This window comes from Mycolicibacterium fluoranthenivorans (assembly GCF_011758805.1).
GTDB classification, from domain to species: domain Bacteria; phylum Actinomycetota; class Actinomycetes; order Mycobacteriales; family Mycobacteriaceae; genus Mycobacterium; species Mycobacterium fluoranthenivorans.
Map to the genome: position 1 here is coordinate 1,894,538 of NZ_JAANOW010000001.1, position 16,137 is coordinate 1,910,674.

At 62.2% G+C, this 16,137-nt stretch carries 12 protein-coding genes; 3 read left to right on the forward strand and 9 right to left on the reverse strand.

Annotated elements, in window-relative coordinates:
- Nucleotides 1–1,116: 1,116 nt before the first annotated feature.
- The 7 genes from FHU31_RS09275 to FHU31_RS09305 form a co-directional block, all read right to left on the reverse strand.
- Nucleotides 1,117–1,764, reverse strand: coding sequence for a TetR/AcrR family transcriptional regulator (locus FHU31_RS09275; RefSeq protein WP_167157675.1), 648 nt, complete (start codon nucleotides 1,762–1,764; stop codon nucleotides 1,117–1,119).
- 217 nt (nucleotides 1,765–1,981) lie between these two features.
- Nucleotides 1,982–3,631 (reverse strand): MCE family protein, encoded by a 1,650-nt coding sequence (locus FHU31_RS09280; RefSeq protein ID WP_167157677.1) that lies wholly within the window; start codon nucleotides 3,629–3,631, stop codon nucleotides 1,982–1,984.
- Nucleotides 3,631–4,797 (reverse strand): MCE family protein, encoded by a 1,167-nt coding sequence (locus FHU31_RS09285; RefSeq protein WP_167157679.1) that lies wholly within the window; start codon nucleotides 4,795–4,797, stop codon nucleotides 3,631–3,633. The genes FHU31_RS09280 and FHU31_RS09285 overlap by 1 nt, the downstream gene beginning before the upstream one ends.
- Entirely contained in the window at nucleotides 4,794–6,188 is a 1,395-nt protein-coding gene (locus tag FHU31_RS09290; RefSeq protein ID WP_167157681.1) for an MCE family protein, read from the reverse strand. Before FHU31_RS09290 ends, FHU31_RS09285 begins: the two co-directional genes overlap by 4 nt.
- The gene (locus FHU31_RS09295) at nucleotides 6,185–7,252 is read right to left on the reverse strand and encodes an MCE family protein (protein WP_167157683.1); all 1,068 of its coding nucleotides are present in this window, start codon (nucleotides 7,250–7,252) and stop codon (nucleotides 6,185–6,187) included. Before FHU31_RS09295 ends, FHU31_RS09290 begins: the two co-directional genes overlap by 4 nt.
- Nucleotides 7,242–8,273, reverse strand: coding sequence for an MCE family protein (locus FHU31_RS09300; protein ID WP_167157685.1), 1,032 nt, complete (start codon nucleotides 8,271–8,273; stop codon nucleotides 7,242–7,244). Before FHU31_RS09300 ends, FHU31_RS09295 begins: the two co-directional genes overlap by 11 nt.
- Nucleotides 8,273–9,463 (reverse strand): MCE family protein, encoded by a 1,191-nt coding sequence (locus FHU31_RS09305; protein ID WP_263987922.1) that lies wholly within the window; start codon nucleotides 9,461–9,463, stop codon nucleotides 8,273–8,275. The genes FHU31_RS09300 and FHU31_RS09305 overlap by 1 nt, the downstream gene beginning before the upstream one ends.
- A 296-nt stretch (nucleotides 9,464–9,759) precedes the next feature.
- Between FHU31_RS09305 and FHU31_RS09310 the strand changes: the two genes are divergently transcribed.
- From FHU31_RS09310 to FHU31_RS09320, 3 genes are all read left to right on the forward strand, one after another.
- Nucleotides 9,760–10,521, forward strand: a complete 762-nt coding sequence (locus tag FHU31_RS09310) for a hypothetical protein (RefSeq protein ID WP_167157689.1) — start codon at nucleotides 9,760–9,762, stop codon at nucleotides 10,519–10,521.
- A gap of 1,219 nt (nucleotides 10,522–11,740) precedes the next feature.
- Entirely contained in the window at nucleotides 11,741–12,988 is a 1,248-nt protein-coding gene (locus tag FHU31_RS31220; RefSeq protein WP_208410183.1) for a hypothetical protein, read from the forward strand.
- The gene (locus tag FHU31_RS09320) at nucleotides 12,930–13,325 is read left to right on the forward strand and encodes an ankyrin repeat domain-containing protein (protein ID WP_167157691.1); all 396 of its coding nucleotides are present in this window, start codon (nucleotides 12,930–12,932) and stop codon (nucleotides 13,323–13,325) included. Before FHU31_RS31220 ends, FHU31_RS09320 begins: the two co-directional genes overlap by 59 nt.
- Before the next feature lie 710 nt (nucleotides 13,326–14,035).
- Here FHU31_RS09320 and FHU31_RS09325 read toward each other — a convergent pair.
- Together FHU31_RS09325 and FHU31_RS09330 are read right to left on the reverse strand one after the other, a co-directional pair.
- Nucleotides 14,036–14,392: a hypothetical protein gene (locus FHU31_RS09325; protein WP_167157693.1), complete on the reverse strand. Its 357-nt coding sequence runs from the start codon at nucleotides 14,390–14,392 to the stop codon at nucleotides 14,036–14,038.
- 335 nt (nucleotides 14,393–14,727) lie between these two features.
- Complete coding sequence (locus FHU31_RS09330) at nucleotides 14,728–16,065, reverse strand: aminotransferase-like domain-containing protein (RefSeq protein ID WP_167157695.1); 1,338 nt, start codon at nucleotides 16,063–16,065, stop codon at nucleotides 14,728–14,730.
- Nucleotides 16,066–16,137: the final 72 nt, after the last annotated feature.

Consider the following 16,137-nt stretch of genomic DNA (forward strand, 5'->3'; position numbering starts at 1 on the left):
CGAGCTAGTGCCGTGAGCGCGGCTTACTCCCTCCCCGCGCCCGCACCCTCAGCAACTAACGCTCGCCGCACGACATTAGGGGAGATCCCGAACTGCTCGCCGAGCCGCGCCAGTGTCATGCCGCTGCGATACAACTCGGCCGCGATAGCAACGTCGTCGGCAAGACCCTGGTTTCGCATGTCCACCCCATGCTCACGCAGGATCTTGATGAAACTGCCTTGGCCAACCTCATAACGGTGTCGTGGTTGGGTTGTTGATGCTCCCTCCCGATACGCCTGCACTAGTTCACTGATCATCTCAGCAGACAGTCGTCGGTCTACCCCGATGCTCGCGAACCAATCGATCGCGGGCCCTGACCGGCATATTCACTGATTTCTCGACCAGTTCAGCCATCTGCCGTAACCGTTGCCCCTGGTACACGGGGTTCGAGTAACGTTTCACCAGCTCTAGCACGGAGGTCTTACTCGAACCCCGGAGTGGTAGGACGGTGACCGTGGGTTAATTAGTATTTCCGCCCCTGCGGCCGGACCGCTACACCAGCATCTTTCAGAATTTTGAGCACAGTTGTCCGTCCAATCCCGACCATGGCGGCGACTTGCCGAGTGGCCATGCCTTTGGTGTAGTAGCCCACGACGTCAGCCCGCAGCGTCGCGGTGAGCCGCTGCCGTTGACGCTGGCCAACTGCCGGGGCGACATGGGTGGATGTCTCTTGCGGGGAGACGGGAGACCTCTGGCGACACGCTGTGTTTGAACAGAATCGTTCGAGGGCTACTAGGTAGAACGGCCCTCGGAGATTACTCCGGGGGCCGTTCTCGTTCTGCTCGGGAACACTTTTGGGAACATTCGCAAAACCAGCGAGTTCGGGAACTGATCGGTCGGGCAACTGCTGCGACTTCACTCGAGTCCGCTGAGTGCGCCAACGTTGGGTCGAGTGGTCCAGGCCGTAGGGCCCCACACCGACACGGCGCAGGCCTCAGAGGCAGCTTTGCCCGACAGCGTTCGTGCGCTTAGGGCACAAAACGCGGCGGCGGTAGACCGTCGGTCGTGGCTGACCAAACCCGCCTGGCTGTCGCGTGACGACGACCGTGCCGGCGTTCAACTCCATGACAAAGCTTGTCACTCAGTCCGGCGTCGGGTCCGGCTGCGGTGTAGGTGATCGGCCATCAGCTGCGCCATGGCTTGTCGTTGGGGTTCGGTCGGTAGTGGCACGGTGGTGACCATTTGACCGACCATGAGGCCGACGGGGGCGGCCCAGAGAAGGTCGGCGATGGCCCTCGCGTGAGGCGACGGTGCTCCGATGAGTTCGGCGATACGTTCGAGGCCAGGTTGTAGGTCGATGAGTTGCTCGATGTCGAGTGTGGATCGCAGTGACCGCGTGGCGATGAGGATTTCCATGGCCGTCATGCTGGCGGGGTTAAGGAAGGTTGCCCATGCAGCGTCGGCCAGAGCTGTCATTCGGTCGTCTATGTTTTTGATCCCGGCGACCTTGTCGGCTAGATCGTTCACAGACGTGACCAGCGTGGATATAGCGTGGTCGATGACCGCGGTGAGCAGACCATCGCGGTCGCCGAAGTGGTATTGAACGACCCCGGTGCTCACTCCTGCGCGTTCGATGATGTGTCGGGTGCTGGCTGCCGCGAAGCCCTCTTCGCGGATGCACTCGATGGCTGCGTTGATGACCAGTTCACGGGTCCGGTCGGCACGTTCTTGGACTCGCTGCCGGGATCGCCTCGGAGCTGCGGAATCTTTGGACTTGGATGTCATGGAAGAGGTGATTCTGCCGAGCGGTCGTGACTGTCGCTGCCAGCATGGCAGGCACAGCGCAAAGCTGAACGGCCCGCTCCGTTAACGGGGTTCTGCGGTCCAGGATGATGAAAGACGTTTTCCGCGACCACGGGCTCGATCCTAGGTGCCTCGCGTTGGCCTCTCATCAAAAGTCACCCGCGTGTCAGGATTGCGGAGGAGCGAGCATGAGGTCGGCTCAGTTCTCAGCGGGTTTGATCTTGCTGCTGGCGGCGGCGAAGACGCCGAGGTCTCCGTTCTGGTCCTGGAACAGACCGTTGCTGGAGTCGTACGTCGTTACGGTAGGGCTGGCGACGGGCGGCGGTATTTCCGATGGCGCTCCGACGGGAGCAGATGAAGGGGTGAGCGCCGGCACAGGGTTCTGTCCATAGGGTGGGACCTGTTGGTCAGGGGGCGGGTTGTAGGGCAGAGGCGGCGGTGGCGGGCCAAGTGTGACTGGCGGGACGGGCAGCGGATACGGTGCATACTCTGCTGGCCCCGGGCCGGGGGGCACGCCAGGGGGCAACTGGGTGACCGGGGGACCAGGATCGTAATCTGCACCCGGTGGGATGTAGGGGAATTTGTTGTAGGGCAGGATGTTTCGTGGATCGTTAATCGCTGTCGCTTCGGGGACGGCGGGCCCACGCCACGCCTGGTTGCCGATCGGAATATAGCCGGCGGGGTCCCTACATAGGGCCACGGTGGGAGCGCGCTTGCCGGGGAATTCCTGGCAGGGGTAGTTGCGTGCCCCGCGGACCACCGCGGACGAGTTTTGCGGAACTTTGCAGTACATGTCTTTTGGTAGGTCGCGCAGCGTTTGGTCACCCGGGGATCGGATCTCGGTGGGGGGGATGAAGCCGACATTGCACGGTGGCGGATCGCCCAATCCGAGCTTGAAGTCGACTTTGACGCCTTCATCGGCGGGTAGCTGTTCAGCTGCGCTGATCAGCACGGCGGTCACGGCGGGAAGAACGACGAGAGTCTGTTCGATGGACTTGTGGTAGATGACACCGATGCGGCCGAAGTTGGCGAGGTTGGCGGCGAGCATCGGGAACGACGGCCTGATGCCACTGAAGGTATTGGTCGCCGACTCCGCTGCTGCGGGCGTGGTTTGGAGCAGCGCGCGCAGCTGCGGATCGGCTTTGCGTAGTTGGGTGGTGAATCGGGCCAGTCCGTCGGCCAGCGAGGTGATGTTGTCGCCGCTGCGGATCTGGGCGTCGAGGAACGGGCCGAGTTGGTCGATCAGGGTGGTGGTGTCTTCGCTGCCGGCGTGGAGTTCGTCGAGCAGCGCTTTGGTGGAGTTGATCAATCGTGCAAGTTCGGGACCGGAGCCGTCGAAGGCGGTTGCTGTTTCGCGCAGGACGTCTTTCAGTTTGCTTTGATCCAGCGAGCTGACCAGTCCTTGTGCCTCGCGTAGCAGTCCTGCGATGTCGCCGCTGAGGGTGGTGTGGGATCGGTCGATCACCGATCCGTTGCGCAGATCGGCGGCCGAATGGCTGTCGGCTGTGGGGATGAGGTCGACGTATTGTTCGCCGATTGCGGAGACGCTTTTGGCTGCCGCGGTGACGTCGGCGGGAATTGCGGTGTCGGAGTAGAGCCGCATGTGTACGTCGACGCTCAGGTTGTCGGTCAGCGTGACGGCGGTGATGCGCCCGACGGTGGAGCCACGGTAGGTGACGTTGCCGTTGGGGTAGAGCCCGCCGCTGGCGGCGAAGTTGGCCGTGACGGTGTACCGCCCGATTCCCAGTGCTTCGGGCACGCGCAAGTAGTACAACGCCAGGGTGCCGATGGCGAAGACGGTGACGGCCGCGAAGATGCTCAGCTGCCAGCGAGCGAGCCGGGTGAGCATTAGCGGGGTCCTGTCGGCGGGATGGTGAACGGGTCGGCAGCTTGTCCGGACAGGTTGGCCTGTTCGCCGATGAGGAAGTCCGGCGTGGTGAGGATTTCGTTGAGGTGCTTCATGTTTGGGTCCAGCGGTGAGGTGGTGAAGATGTTCTCGCCGAAGCGGCGCTGGGTGAGGTCCAGGGTGGCGATCGCGTTGAGGTAATCACCGCGGATGGCTTGTTTGATCCCGGTTTGAGGGAAGGGGTAGGTCACGGTGATGGGGAGGGCGTCGATGAGTTCCTGCGCGTGATCGGTTAGTGGTTTGACGACGGCGTAAGAGGCCTTGAGGTCGGCGGTGATGTCGGTCTTGGTTTGCGCGAGGATGCGTGAGGCGATCTCGCTGAAGCGGCGTAGTGCGGCGAAGGTGTCAACGATTCGTCCGGCGTTGGCGTTGAGAATCTGGGTTGCTTGCGGAAGAGCGGCCAGTGCGGCGGTGACCGTGGTGTCCTTGGTGGCGAATTTTGCGGCGACGCGATTGATCGACTCGGTGGCGTTGACGATGTCGGTGCTTTGCCGGTCAATCGATGCGGTGAGGTCGGCCAGTTGCGGAAGTAGGTTGGTGAATTGCCCGGCGCGGCCGGCGACGGCGGAGTACAGCTCGTCGGTGATGTCTTGGAGTGCACCGAGATTGCCCTTGTTGACGACGACACCCAGTGTGGACAGGACTTCCTCGGTGGTGGGATAGCGGCCGGCCCGCTGCAGCGGGATCGTGGCGCCGTCGGACAACGCGCCTTCGGGTGCTTCGGTGGCAGATTCGGCGAGCGCGACGTGTTGAGAGCCCAGCAGTGAGGTCTGCCCGATGGTCGCGACGGCGTTGCCCGGCAGGTGTACTGCTGAGCTGAGCGAGAGCTGCAGTGCGGCGTAGAAGGTTCCGTCTGCGCGTTGCCTGACATGTTGTCCGGACACGCTGCCGACGGTGACATCGTCGACGAGCACCGGCGAGTTCTGCGCCAGTGTGGACACATCCGGTAGTTCGACGGTAATCGTGAACGATCCGGCGCCGTGCCCGACGGTGCCGGGCATGTCCAGTGAGTTGAGGCCGCCGAACTGGCACCCACTGACCACCGTGATGAGTGACCCGAACGCGGCGAGCCGCCGCGATGCCCGACCGCGGAGTCGTATGCGGGTCATCGGCCGGGTCCCGGTGGCGGTGGCGCCGGCGCGGGTTGTTGCGCCGGATCGGTTTCGGCAGCGGGGTTCCCCGGTGGAGTCGGTGGGGTCGGGACTGCCTCTGATGCCGGTGGTGGAAGCAGCAGGCTGGCCAGATCGGGTGGGGGCGAGCCAGGCGGCGGGCTCATTCCGGGTAGCGGTTGCCATTGCAGCTGCGATACCGGTGTTTGGGCCTTGGCCTGGGTTTGTGGTGTGTCATAGACCATCTGGCCCTTGTAGGCGGTGATGGTGTTGATGGGGTGGAAGAGCACGGGCGGGAAGTTCATCATGATTCTCTTGAGGACGGGCGCCATGCGCTGCCGGCAGATCTCGGTGCGTTTGAAGTACTCGGGGGTCGCTGCCGCGTCGAACACGCCCGCACAGAGGAATTGGACCGGGTTGGCGATGTTCGGCAGAGACAGGATCGCTCCGATCGAGCCTTGGGCGGGGTTGTAGATGTTGTAGAAGTTCGCCAGGCCGTTGGGCGCAACGTGCAGTACCTGTTCGATATCTTCGCTGTGCTCGGTGAGCAGCGAGGTGAACTCGGTCAGCTTGTTCACCTGATTGCCGATCGTGGTGTTGTTGTGGCTGAGGAAGGTTTTGACCTGGGCCAGTGCGGACGTGAGGGCATCCAGCGCGCCAGCCAGGTCGGTGGAGCTGTCGGCGAAGACCTGTGACAGGGAGGCGACGTGGCCGGTGAACTGGACGATTTGGTCGTTGCTGTGAGACAACGCGTCGACAAGGGTGCGTAGGTTTTTCACCGTGCCGACCAGATCGTGACGGGAATCACCAAGTCGCCCAGCAGTTTTGGAGAGTTCACGGACGGCGTCACGAAACGATTGACCGTTGCCGTCGAAGGTGTCGGCTGCTTGATTGATGGCGTCACTGAGCGGACCCTGGAGGCGGCCGTTCTGCGGTCCCAACCGGGTCGACAGCTGGGTCAGTTCATCTTTGACGTCATCCCATTCAACGGGAACGGCGGTGCGATCGGCGGGAATGGTGGTGTGGTCGGCGAGTTTGGGTCCGTCTGTGTAGACCGGTGCCAGTTCGATGCTGCGCGCTGACAGTAGGTTTGGTGCCACAATGACCGCGGCGGCGCCGGCCGGCACGGGAACATCAGGCCGGATAGTGAAGGTGATCTCGGAGTGCTCTGGCCCGGGTTTGATGCTGGTTACGGATCCGACCGGTACTCCGAGGATCTCGACATCGTCGCCGGGATACAGGCCGACGGCCGAGGAGAAGTACCCGGTGATGGTCAGGGGCTGGGGTTTGGGCCATGCGGTCAGCAGACCGCCGGCGAGCACGGTCAGCAGGACCGCCAGCAGGTAGAGGCGCCGGTATCCGTTGCGGAGCCGAACATTGAGTGTGGTCATGGTGATTTCGGCCTCACGACGGCGCGTTCGGTGAGAAAGCCGCGCAGGAAGTCGGCGAGACTGTCAGGTAGCTTCCCGGGTTGGAAGTATGAGTCGAGAAGGACTCCGCCCAAGGTTGGCGGTGGCACTCCGAACACATTGGCCTGGAAGCCAGGGCCCGAGCCGACCACTTCGCCGAGCGCGGTCGCATATGCGGGAAGCCGGGTGAGCGCTTGGGAGATGTGTTCTCGACGTTCGTTGAGGTTGTCGAGTACAAGGTTCAGCTTGGTCAGGGCGGGGCCGAGCTGTTCCTGGTTGTCGGTGACGAAACCGGAGAGTTGTCCGGCCAGTGCTTTGATGCCGGTGATGAGTTGGTCGATGGCTTGGCGGCGCGCCGCGAGTTCACCGAAAAGGACGTTGCCGTCGGTGATCAGCTGGTCGATCTGACTGGAGCGGGCGGCCACGACATCAGAGAGCGACTTGGCGTGATGCAGGAGCTGTTGGACCTTCTCGTCGCGATTGTTGACGCTGCGCGACAGGCTGGTGATGCCGTCGAGGGCCGCCCGCACCTGCGGGGTGGCATCGCGCATGGCGTCAGTCAGTGTCTGGAGTGCCTCGACGAATCGGGGTTGATCGAGTTCGCCGACGTTGTGTCCGAGGTCTTGCAGGGCGTTGTTGAGGGTGTAGGGGGTTGTGGTGCGGGCCAATGGGATGGAGGTGACAGAACCGGATCCGTGGGGTGCGACCTCAATGGAACGTTGGCCGAGCACGGTGTCGGTCTTAATGGCGACCAGTGATTGGTCCCCAACTCGGATCTTGCGATCGATGGTGAAGCCGATCTTGGCCGCGCGATGGGTGATGTCGAGTTCGACGCTGTCGACTTTTCCGACGGTGTATCCGAAGATCTGCACCGGATTGCCGGTGGCGATACCGCCCGCATGGGCGAAGTAGGCGGTGTACCGCTGGCCTTTGGGCCAGAACGGGAGCTCAGTGTAGCTGAAGGACACCAGTACCAGGCAGGTCACTACGGCGATACCGAAGATTCCGGTGCGCAGCGGGTCTCGGCGCTCGGGATTATTTGGCAAAGTCGCACCTACCGTTATTGGTCGAGGGTGGGGTCACCGCGGGTAACAGAATGTCGCTGCCGGCCGGGCCGTTGATCTTGATCTTGACCGAGCAGAAATAGATGTTGAAGAACGACCCGTAGGCGCCCAGCGCGCTCAGTCGCAGGTAGTCCTCGGCGAGCGGCTCAATCGCGGCATTGACATCCTTCTTGCGGTCATCCAGTGCGGTGGCGAGTGGGCCGGTGTTCTCGATGACCCCCTGGAAGGGGCGCCGCGCGGTGCTCAGGACATCGGTGAGGTCCTGCTGTGCAGAGGCCAGTGGCGGCAAGCCGTTGGCAATGGGGTCGCTGCCGCGGCTCAGAGTCGTGACCAGCTGCTGGAGTTGGTCGATCCCGGTACTGAGGTCGGCGCTTTTCTCATCCGCTGCACTGAGCACGGTGTTGAGATTGTCGATCGTCTGGTCGATGAGTTGATCTCGGGCGGCAATGGTCTGGGTGAAGCTGGCGGTGTTGGCCAGCACAGTCGACAAGGTCCCGCCCTTGCCCTGCAGCAGTTCGATGAGGGCATTGCTGACCTCGTTCAGCTTGGCTCCGTCCAAGCCTTTGAGCACCGGCCGCAGACCACCAAGCAGTGCGTCCAGATCCAAGGCGGGTTTGGTGTTGCTGCGCGGGATCGTCGCGCCGGCAGGAAGTTTCCGTAGATCGCCGGGTCCGGCCAGGATCTCCAGGTAGCGGTCACCAGTGAGATTCTGATAGCGGATCGCGGCTCTCGTGGAGGTGTAGAGCTGCTGTCGTTTATCGACGGTGAAGGTGACCTCGGCATGATCACCGTCGATGGCGATCTCTTCGACGCTGCCGACCGGGATGCCGGCGATACGGACGTCCTGGCCGGTTTTGAGTCGCGAAACCGAGGTGAATTCGGCGTGATACACAGTGCTGGAGCCGAATCGGAATTGGCCGAACGTCACCACCAGCCCCGCTAGCACGAGCAGCATGACCACCGTGAACACGCCGACCTTGAGGCCGGTCCGGGACGTGGTCATCAGTAGTCGTCTCGTTCGGCGTAGGCGCCGTTGAACAGGAACTGCAGCGTGGAGGGGGCGTCGAACTGTAGTTCGGTGTTCGGCTGATAGGGGACATAGGCGTTGTCGGTAACCAGGAACGGTGGTCGATACCAGGAGCCTGCGCCCTGTTTAGTGGGCAGGTCCGGCAATCCGCGGCAGTTGGGCCCACCGGAGGCGTTGACGATCGGCAAACTCTCGGGATACGTGTAGGCCGGCGAACCGGGGATGAAGCCGGCGTTGACGAACAGTGCGGGTTTCACACCGCCGATGTAGGGGCCGAACTTTTTGTACGCCTTCGCCAATGCCGTGATCAGGCAGCCATATTCGGGTGAATAGTCGCTCAAGACGGTCAACGGAGCGCGGAGTCGTTGGATCGCCGCGATCAAGTCACCTTCGGCCGGCGCGAGGGTGTCGGCGCCGGCAGTGGCGACGCCGGCCGCGGACAGCAACGTGGCACTGAGATTGTCTTGCTCGTCGACGACTGTGCGGCTGATGGTGGGGACATTGCCCAGAGCGGACACCAGGTCGTCGGCGGCGGAGCTGTAGATGTCGGCGGTACTGCTCAGTTTCTGGATATCAGACTGCAGCGTGGGTAGGTGCGGGTTGATCCGGCTCATGAGATCGCCCAACGTGGCTAGGGTGTCTCCGAGGTTTTTTCCGTTGCTGCGCAGTCCATTTCCCAACGCAGTGAGCGTGGTGTTGAGCTGCACGGGGTCGATCTTGCGCAGCGTGTCGACCAATGTCTGGAACAAGGTGTTCACTTCAAGGCTGACGTCTGAGGCCTGTAGGTGGGCACGTGGGGATAGCCGGTCGGCGGTCGGGTGCTCGGGCAACTGGAATTCGACGGACTTCGCGCCGAAGATCGTGTTGCTGGCGATCCGTGCGGTCACGTTGGCCGGGATCTTGGCGAGTTCGTCGGCGCGGATCGCCAGGGTCAGCTGCGCCGAGGCCCCGTCATAGTCGATCTGGGACACGGTGCCGATCGGGACACCCAGAAATTTGACCTTCGCGTCGCGATCCATGACCAGTCCCGCACGCTGGGACGTGAGGGTGACCGTGTCAGTGTCGGCGAACGCGCCCTGATACCCCAGATAGACGACGCCCGATGCGAAAGCAAGTAGCGCCGTCATCACTGCCGCGGCGACGCGTACGTGAGCGCGACGACTCACCCGACGCTCTTCGTTGCTGCATCGCACACCGACCGCGACGGCGAATTGGTGCGCGCGCATCGCCACACCGGCAGCGGCGATGAGTCTGCCGGTGTGGCGAGCGCGGCGTCCGCGTTTCGGACGCGGGCAGCGATCGGGCGCAGAAACATATTGATCGTTATAACATCACACGTGATATAAACCTAGTCGGATCGAAGCTCAGATTCGTATCCAGGTTGTCGTCACCCGATGTGTGGGCCGGCGCCCCGCAAGGCAGGTTTCGCGACCGGCCCTGCTCCCTCAATGCGGAGGTTCACATGACAGACACGATCGCTCGTGACGGCAAGCGGGAGTCATCGGCCAAGCGCGGACTGTCCTCGCTTCAGAAGGCGCTCTTCGGGGTCCTCGCGTTCTTCTTCGCCATCCATCCGGTGTTCTGGTATCTGGAGTTCCACGCCGGGGTATCCCACGCCGTAGCGTCGACAGTGTTGGTGCTCGTCGTCGTCGGATGCTTTGCGACAGCGCTGATCTTGCCGTGGCTGCCACTACCCGATCAGCGCGACCGCACCAAGTGGGAGCGCCTGAGTGCGATGGTGATCGTCTGGGTGTTCATCGCACTCATCCCGCGTTTCATCTGGGAACTGCCCTGGCTTCTGCTCTTCGATCAGATCCGCGCCGGCGTCGAAAGCGGGTCGCTCTGGACCTACATGTGGTCGCCGATTCTCCTTGGCGGAGACGCCCGCTACCTCAACGGTGATCCGCTCATCGTCTGCATGGAATGGATCGCCCTGTTCGTCGGCCTCTTCGAGGCGTACGCGCTAGGTCAGTTCTTCCGAAACGGAAAGCGATTCACCAGCATTCAGCTATCGCTGATTATGGCGGGAATGATCGTGGAGGTCACTCTGCCAGCTGTCTACTTCGGCGTGGAAATCGCCAACAACCTGCAGAGCATGTCCAGCCCAGTAGAAATGTGGGTCAAGTTCGTCCTGATCAACGTCCTCTGGTGCACCATGCCACTGGTCACCTACTTCTGGGGTGTCCGCAGGCTGACTCGCCAAGATCTTCAAGTGAAATTCTAGGTTCCATTTACATGCTTGGCTGCATGGTTAGCGGACAAGACGGGTAGGGCGCCACGCTCCGGCAATGCGCTTCCGTCGGTGGTTGCACAACGACTCACCCCACTCTAGGTAGTGACTGATCGTTGGCAGGCGATGTCTGGAGTGGGTAAGCGCCCTGTGCCGATTCAGGTCGGTGACCATTGGCCGGAGGCGCTGACTCGCAATCACCGGGTCCGGTGTTCGAAACCATGACGCCGTTGGAACTGCGTGTGGTCTCGTACCTGGCAGATTTGGGAACAAATACCTGGCAGATTTGGGAACAAATTTGGGAACAAAACTCTGCGAAACCCCCTCCGAGCGGTGGGATCGAGCGCTATAGCCCGGACCATGCACCCAGAATGACCTGCACTTTTGGAACTCAACGTAGGTGCAAGAATTCCCGGTATCTAGCTCATAACCCAGAGGTGCAGGTTCGAATCCTGTTCCCGCTACCAGTAGGAACGGCCCCCGGAGATCTCTCCGGGGGCCGTTTTCATGCCCATTGGCAACATTTGCAAAGCCAACGAGTTCGGGAAATTGTGGGCGCGCGGGTTTGGGGGCGGAGAGGGTCACGCACTCGGTCTCCAATTCCTTCGTGGCATGGAACTACAAGCAGTAGTTCACCGCGGGCTCTCGCTGGCGCCAGTTTGCGGGCATCCCCAACGAGGATGGCTTCTTCTTGCGCACCGCGGTGCCGGTGGTCGGCCGCCGGCGTGTTCAAGCTCGGCCCGACGCTGAGCTAGCGATCATCGAGGGCTCAGTTCACACCGGCAGTCCGGCAATGCGAACCTCCGTCCTTAGCGCAGTCGCCAAGCAGCATCTGGGGCTGCCTCAGTCCTAGTAGATGTGGGAGGGATGTTTCTGGTCTCAGTTGCGCCCATCGACCTTGTCGTTGCTCGATGCAGTGGGGGCTGTGTCGGTGAGATGGCTGGGCTCTGCGCATGGAAGGTTGCCCGATAGCCACCACTCTTACAGGATTGACATTCCAGTCGCGGATATGTGAGGGTGCGCCATCGGGGTTGTGCTGGGATCTTCCGCATCTGTGACGGGTGAATGTGCGCTGCGCAGTATCGGGCGAGATCGCCGAGATTGTTGCTGTGGGCTAGATCACCGTTCGGTTTCGGGGTGGGTTCCCGACTACACCTTGCAGATGCTCGTCGTAGCTGGCGGGCCGGGGATCTGAATTTTGGGGGGAATGATCGTGGGGGATTTTCTGCCGGGTGACCGGTCGGGGTGGAGTATCGGTCGGTGGTGGCAGGTCAGCTTCGCGTTGATCGTCACGGTGGCGCTCACCGTGGGTGGGGTGCACTGGCTTTCTGACCGAGGCCGGCCCGGTGCCGGTGCGGGGTCGGTTTCGCTAGCTCAAGGATTCGCCGATGCCGCGTGGGCCGCATTCAGTGGATCCACCACCGTCACCGCGGCCGATGCGGCGTTGACGGCGGGGCAGCGTGCGGCGGGCTTGCCGACCGACCCTGTTGCCGGGTTGACCTCGAACACTGCGGCGGGGCCGGTGCAGGTGGTGCTGCCCGCAGGTTTGGGTGCTGCCCAGCACACCTCCGGTGGGCAGGTGGTCTACCCCGATACCGGTGCCGGGTTCGACATGCTGGCCGAGAACACCGCCACCGGGACCCGCACGGTGGCCCGCATCAACACCGCTGGTGGGGTGCGGATGGTCACCACCTTCGTGCGCACCCCGGCCGATACGGTGATGCTGGCCCACACCAACGGCTACCTGACCATCAACCGGGCCACCCCGACCGCCGAGACCGTCGGCATGTTCGCCCCGGCGGAAACCCGCGACGCCACAGGCCGACTCGTTCCGTCGTCGTACGTGGCGCGTCAACTACGACCCGGCCTGTATCAACTGTCGGAGGTCATCGACCCCCGCCCGGACACCGTGTGGCCGGTCTTCGTCGACCCGCCGCTGCATGTGGGCGGTATGGGTGGGGCACCGTTGCCGGCCGGACTTTTCGATTCTTTCACCTCCACGATCAGCAGTGCTGCCAGCGCAGTAGGGGATGCGGTCACCACTGCCGCGTCGGCCACGGTGTCCGGGGCCAAAGCTGTGGGCACGTTCGTGAAGAACAACCCAATGGAAACCGCGATCATCGTCGCCGGTGCCGCGGTCGCGGTCACCGGTGTGGGCGGGCCGGCCGGGGCAGCCGCGATCGCCGCTGCCGTCGCCAATGTGAGTGCCGCCGGTTTGCAGATCGCCTCAGAAGCCATGCCCGACAACCAAGCCCTCGGTGTGGCTTCCACGTTGGCGGACGTCGCGACGATGTTCACCCCGACCGGGGCGGCGAAGAAGATCGCCGAAGAAGCAAGAAGAAGAAAAAGAAGAGCAGCCAACACCATCCCAAACCGAAGGGCTAGACCGAAGGAGTCCTCACATGGCTCGCACCCCGCTGCACCAAGCGGCTGTCCGGGGAACCCAGGACAGTGTTCGTGACACGATCGACGAAGGTTTCGACGTCAACGAACCCGACGCCGACGGCCTCACCCCCCTGCACATGGCCGCCATCAACAAGAACTATGACGCAGCAAAGGCACTTCTGGAAGCCGGCGCCCAGGTCGATCTCCAGGACAAATGGGGAAACACGTCCCTATGGCGTGCCGTCTTTGGCAAGGACGGCACTTTACCCCTCGTTGAGCTACTCATCCATTACGGTGCAGACCCCACTATCGAGAATGAAAGCGGGAACAGCCCGCTGAAACTAGCGCAACGACTCCAGAAATCGGACTACTTGGATGCCTTCGCCAAAAGGGGTCCCGAGGCCAACAGCTAGCATTGCGTTTCTACTTGCTTCCGAACCGTTGCCGGTATCCTCGCGAGGGCCGTTAACCAATCTGGTTGTGGTGGCCCCTGATGGGACCGGTGTCGTGAAGATGCTGGCCGTGGTTCACCCTTGCGGCCCCGGCCGTTGGCAAACGCCTATCTCGTTTCCGGACCGGGAGTCCTTTCTCTAGACCGTGCGCGTCGCGGCGGGGTCGCAAGGGTTCTTGTCGGTGGGATTAGCCGCGTGGTTCTTGCCCACCGCACGGATACAACGCCTCAACGTTCACGAGCCGAGAGCTCTGTCATAGACGGGCGCCGTGCGGGTTCGCTGGTTTGGGAGGTTGAGATGATGCTTAGCGTGGGGGAGCAGCGCGGGCGATGGATTGAGGCGACAAAACACGTGGCCGCTGGGAGCTGGGACAATATTCGTTGTCCCGCAAATGATGACGAATTCCTTGAAATCCATGTGAGTGAGTGGCGTTCCGATCCGGAGGCGCCGACCATGCATGAGTACCGACTGCGCTGCCCCCGCTGTGGCGCTGAGAACTTCATGCATGGGCCTCAAAAGTACAGCCCGAAGGGCTGACTACGCCGCTGGCAATGTACGAATAGCTGGTGCAGGCCATCAGTGGTGACGGGTTATCCATGTGGTGCACTTCGTCCAAATCGACGCATCTATCGGGCCTATTCCAGTCAACGAGAAGGCCGAGCCATCTCGCCTCAGACCACAATTATGCGATCGCCGTTTTTTATAGTAAAACACTCATAATTTTCGTCCGAGTCGTGCAGTATTAGCGTGTATTCATCATCGAATACCAGAAACAAGGCGCGTTGAGTGGACTTAATATCGGTGATCGTCTTACCGAGAAAGTCTACGAGATCACTGGCAAGCGAGCGCGGGTCTTCTGCCAATCTACGTCCACGAATGTGGGTGACGATCTCGATGTCGGCCATGATGACGATGGAGATCGTAGGATCATCGAAGCGAAGAATTAGCTCATTCTCGCCAAAACACATCTGCTGTAGCAACTTCCGGTCGAGAAAGTCGAAATTCTCTTCGGGTGAAATGCCGTACACCAACGTCCCCTTACGCGTTCGAATATCAGGCTATACGACGTCATGTTACTAGATTTGGTTGACATTCGCTTTCGCTCGCCTGAATCTAAGCGAGGCCATGTCATTCTCATTGGCAAAGCTTTTTGAAAATCTTCGCAAAGCGAACGAATTGTTGTTGACGGACCTGGAACGCCGTGTGTGCTGGCGAGGCCACGTGACGCTGAAATACGCAATCGAAGCCAGACCAGATCAAAACTGCAATGAGCATTTCATACCGTGGAGTGTGGAGACCGTCGTGCGCTCCGCCAGGCTCTCGGTCGGATACCTCATTGGCGGTGGGGCCGGCATATCAATTCTTAGCGGTAGATCTCTGCATCGACGGCCTGCCTGACCGTCCTCATCGTCACGCCGAGGGTGTCGATGTCCGCGGAGCCGAGGGCGAGTCGAAGCGCCTGCGGGACCTGGCCGGAGATGGAAAAGGGTTCGGCCGTCGACACGGAGATGTTCTCGCGCAGCAGTGCTGCGGCGATCCGGTCTACGCGGGCTGGCTCGGGCAGCGGGAGCCATACGTAGTACGACGAGGGGTGGGTGATGAGCGCCAGGTCACCGAATGCCTCACGGGCGATGGCTTGTCGGGCCCGCGCGTCTGCACGTTTTTCGCTTTCGAGCCGGTCGACGGTGCCGTCGTGAAGCCAGCGGGTCGCGATGGCTGTCGTCAATGCCGGCGTGTTCCACGTGGTGGCGCGGATGGCGCGCTCGATCGCAGAGATCAATGATGTTGGGGCAGCGAGGAACCCGACACGCAGCCCGGTGGCGACGCTCTTGGACAGCCCCGATACATAGACGGTGCAGGCGGGGGCCAGCGCGGCCAGGGGAGGGGGTGGCTTCTCGTCGAGGTAGGCGTAGGAGGCATCTTCGATGATGAGGAGTTGATGTTCTTGGGCAATGTCGACCAGGCGCCGTCTCGCAGCGAGGTCCATGACCCAACTCAACGGGTTGTGCATGGTCGGCATCGCGTACACGGCGCGAACCCTGCGCGTGGTGCACAGGCGGGTGAGCGCGTCGAGGTCCGGACCGTTCTGGGTCGACGGGATGGGTGCCAGTTCGAGGTGCAGACTTTCGGCGAGCACTTTGAAGCCCGGGTAGGTGAGGGCGTCGGCGGCGACCACGTCGCCGGGGCGCAGTGCCGCCAGCATCGTGGTGGTGAGTCCGTGCTGTGCCCCGTTGACGATCAGCACGTGCTCGGCGTCGACGGCGAGTTTCCGGCGTCGTAGGTGCTCGGCGAAGACGGCGCGCTCGTGTGGTCGGCCGCCGTGGGGCTGATACCGCAGCAGAGTTTCCAGGTCACCGGAGTTCGCGAGGTCGCGTAGTGCCTGCCGGAGTGTCTCGGCCTGACCGGGCACCGAGGGGTAGTTGAAGTTGAGATCGACGGTGCCGCTTCTGGTGACCTGTTGGTCGATGCCATGGCCGGGGGACAGCGTGACCTCCCGCACGAAGGTGCCCCGCCCCTGTTCGGCGCTGACCAGGCCCATGGCTTCGAGTTCGGCATACACCCGCGACGCGGTCGCCAACGCGATGCCCTCGCGGGCGGCGAGGTCGCGATGGGTGGGCAGACGTGTTCCCGAGGTCAACCGCCCCAAGCGAATATCGGACGCCAGCGCGTCCACGATCGTCTTGTAGCGGGGAGCCGGCACGCCGCGATTGTATCTAGAACAATTTCTTGAATGTCATGAATAGGTCTCCTACGCTTTCGGCGACGACAGGAG